This window comes from Arthrobacter silviterrae, from assembly GCF_011045165.1.
Lineage (GTDB): Bacteria > Actinomycetota > Actinomycetes > Actinomycetales > Micrococcaceae > Specibacter > Specibacter silviterrae.
Genome location: NZ_JAAKZI010000066.1, coordinates 1 through 3,447, shown reverse-complemented (window position 1 = coordinate 3,447; position 3,447 = coordinate 1). Strand labels below are relative to the sequence as shown.

Genomic DNA, 3,447 nt, shown 5'->3' with positions numbered 1-3,447 from the left:
GATTATCCGGAGAATTCTGTTATCCCGAGTTGTGGCCGTCTTCCCTTTGCACTGCCGGTTTCTGTGGGCTCTTACTCGGGATAACAAACTGGGACTACGCTGGCTCACCCCTGTTCGTCTTCTCGTGGAGGTGAGGAAGAAGTGAAGATCCCCATTGGTGAGCTGATCTCAAAAGCTGATGCTGAGGTCCTCAAGCTCAATCACGCAGCGTCAACGCTGATGCAGTATCGGTGGGCATGGCACCGTTTTGCGGTGTTCTGTTTCGAACAAGGAATCACCGAGTTCACTGACGAAACCTTGGCAGCCTATTTGCAGTTCCTGACCACGGAACGTGCCGAGGGCCGGTTCCAGGAGTGGAAGTACAAGCTCCTGCGCAAGACCGCCCTCGTGCTGTCAGAGGTCAACGACACTGGCATGTATCGGTGGAAGCTTTCAAAGCATGCCGGACCGAATGATGCGCTCAATCCCGTGTTCCGTCTTATTCAAGAACACTTCGAACGTTGGCTGACCCAAAAGGGTCTGGCCGAGGCGACACAAGAGCTATATGCCATAGTTGGCCGCCGGACCATGACGTCGTGGCAAGGGCGGGATGTCCCAGGTCCTGCTGCTTTGACTGGCGCGGATGTGGCTTCGGCATTGGTTTCGTTGGCTGAAAGTTACCAGCCCGGCAGCATGAGGACGGTGCTGACTGCCGTGCGGGTGTTGTGCCAATTTCTCGAAGAATCCCAGGGGTGCTCGGGCCTGGTCCGGGCCGTTCCACGGATCGTTTCTCGGCGTGTGCGGCATGTTTCTGTGCTGCCCGCGGAGGAGGTTGAGATGCTCACGAACACTCCTGATCTGGGCAAGGTCCTCGGGCGGCGTGATCGGGCGATGCTGTTGCTGGGTGCGCGTACCGGGTTGCGTCCCGTCGACATTGTTGCCCTGCGACTGCGGGATGTTGACTGGCGGCAAGGACAGATCACCGTGGCACAGCATAAGACCAATGTGGTGTTGACCCTGCCGCTGTTGGCCGATGTCGGCGAGGCCATCGCCGGTTACTTGCTGCATGACAGGCCTGCCGGGGTTGACGATGATCATGTGTTCCTGCGTGCAAATGCCCCGTATGTAGCCCTTTCACCTTCGGGCAGCGCCTATGATGTGTCGGCCCGGGCCTTTGCCCGGGCAGGAATCGGTTCTCAACCTGGTCAGGGACGCGGTTTTCGAGTGTTGCGTTCATCTTTGGCGACCAGAATGCTCGAAGGCGGTACCTCGCTGCCGGTGATCTCCGGGGCGCTCGGTCATCGAGGCATTTCCTCGGCCAAGCACTATCTGAGCGCCGATGAGGAACGCATGCGGGCATGCTGTCTTGATTTTGCCGGGATCGAGCCGAGAACGGCAATGCCATGAATCGTTTTGTCAGCGCCCTGGCGCCTCAGATTCAGGGCCTTCTGGAGGTCAAGCATGCGATGGGTCTGCCGTATGAAGCCTCGGAACGTCACTTGTGGGCTTTCGATATCATGTGCGCCAAACACTATCCAGGACAGAGGACTCTCTCGCGGGAGATGGTCATGGAATGGGTTGTGAAACGCTCCGGTGAGCACGTCAACGGCCAGATACGACGGATCACCCCGATCAGGCAGCTTGCCAAACACATCGCATCATTGGGAGGAGATGCCTACGTCATCCCGGCCGGTATCCCCGGCGGGCAGATTCACTACCATCCGCACATTTACTCCCACCAAGAACTCCGTGCACTCTTTGATGCCGCCGACGCGATCCGCCCCACGCCGTATGGTGGCCAGCGACAGCTGATTATTCCGGTGGTATTCCGGATGATCTATTGCCTGGGCCTGCGCCCTGGCGAGGCAAGGAAGCTTCACCGCAATGATGTCGACCTCGCTCACGGTTCGGTGCTGATCCGTGAGTCCAAGGGCCACAAAGACCGAGTCGTGTTCATGTCACCGGACCTGCACGCGTATTGCCGCCACTATGACGCCGCGATCGGCACCTTTCACCCGGACCGGATACCGTTCTTCCCCAACCACCGCGGTGATTTCTACAGCAAGGGCACCCCGGACCGCTGGTTTCGTGAGCTTTTGAGCACCGTTGGTCCGCTGATCATGGCCAGCCCCGGGTCTCCGCCGCGCCCCTACGATCTGCGGCATGCGCATGTGATCGAAGTGATCAACCGAGGAGTGCGTGCCGGCAAGAGCCCTGATGCCCTGGTCGCCTATCTGAGCCTGCATCTGGGCCACAGCAACACGGAAGATACCTGGTACTACTTCCATCTGGCCGCCGACTTCCACCCCGAACTGCGCAGCCTCGCCAATGCAACTATTGAGGCCCTGTTCCCGGAGGCACACCATGATATCCGATGACTTTTTCACACTGGTTCGGAGCTGGTTGACCAGCTATCTGCCCCGCTCACGCCGGCTCAGCCCTCACACGATCCGTTCCTACAAAACCGCTTTGAACACTCTATTGGTGTTTCTTGCGGAAACCCGGGCTTTGAAACTGGAGCAGACCAGCTTCGACACCATCAATTTCAGCACCATGAACGCGTTCCTCACGTGGCTCATGGATTCCCGCCGTCTGGCCGCTTCCACAGCGAACCAGCGCCTGGCCGCCATCAAGTCATTCCTCTCCTACTGCGCCGGGGAGGACCCCTCGCTCGTCGCGGTCTGGCTGGACGTCAAAAGAGTCCGCCCGGCACGGACCCCGGAGCATGCTCCGGATGCGTTGAGCATGGCCGCCGTTGAGGCGTTGATTCGCGCTCCGGGACAACAAAGCCGCCGCGGCTTGCGCGATACGACGATGATCCTGCTGCTTTTCGATGCAGCGGCACGCATCCAGGAAGTTCTGGACCTGACCGTTGCTGACGTGACCACCACGGCCGGAAGCGGACAAGTCACGCTCACGGGGAAACGGCAAAAGACGCGCACGGTTCCCATCATGGACAAGACCGGCCGGCATCTGGAGCAGTACCTGGACCTGTTCCACCCAGGCCCGATCGTTCCCGGGGCCCTGTTGTTCTACACGGTCCGGGCCGGCCAGCACCAGCCCATGAGCCAGGACAACGTCGCATACCTGCTGAACAAGCACGCGGACAACGCAAGAAAGCACTGTCCGGAAATTCCCGAACACATCCATGCCCATCAGCTCCGGCACGCACGGGCCATGCAGATGCTCCGGGCTGGTGTGCCCCTGCCCCACATCAAGGAGTTCCTGGGCCACTCGAACATTTCCACCACCGAAATCTACGCCTCGGCAGATAACAAGATGGTCCGCGAGGCCATCCAGAAAGCGGCCAGCACCACACTCGACCCCGCCCCGATCTGGAAAGGCGACGATGACCTGATCCTCCGCCTCGCCGGGCTCAAATAATTATCCCGAGTAAGGCCCCACAAAACCCGCCAGGGAAAGGGCAGAACGGGTGAAACTCGGGATAACAGAATTCTCCGGATAATC

The 3,447-nt window shown here is 59.6% G+C and carries 3 protein-coding genes; all 3 read left to right on the top strand.

The window, feature by feature from the left end; all coding sequences use genetic code 11:
• The first annotated feature begins 141 nt into the window (after window positions 1-141).
• The 3 genes from G6N77_RS20400 to G6N77_RS19300 are packed head-to-tail and all read left to right on the top strand — an operon-like array spanning window position 142 to window position 3,363.
• Window positions 142-1,386, top strand: coding sequence for a tyrosine-type recombinase/integrase (locus G6N77_RS20400; RefSeq protein ID WP_165183796.1), 1,245 nt, complete (start codon window positions 142-144; stop codon window positions 1,384-1,386).
• Complete coding sequence (locus G6N77_RS19305) at window positions 1,383-2,357, top strand: tyrosine-type recombinase/integrase (protein ID WP_165183795.1); 975 nt, start codon at window positions 1,383-1,385, stop codon at window positions 2,355-2,357. Before G6N77_RS20400 ends, G6N77_RS19305 begins: the two co-directional genes overlap by 4 nt.
• Window positions 2,308-3,363 (top strand): tyrosine-type recombinase/integrase, encoded by a 1,056-nt coding sequence (locus tag G6N77_RS19300; protein WP_306987172.1) that lies wholly within the window; start codon window positions 2,308-2,310, stop codon window positions 3,361-3,363. The genes G6N77_RS19305 and G6N77_RS19300 overlap by 50 nt, the downstream gene beginning before the upstream one ends.
• The last annotated feature ends 84 nt before the right edge of the window (window positions 3,364-3,447 follow it).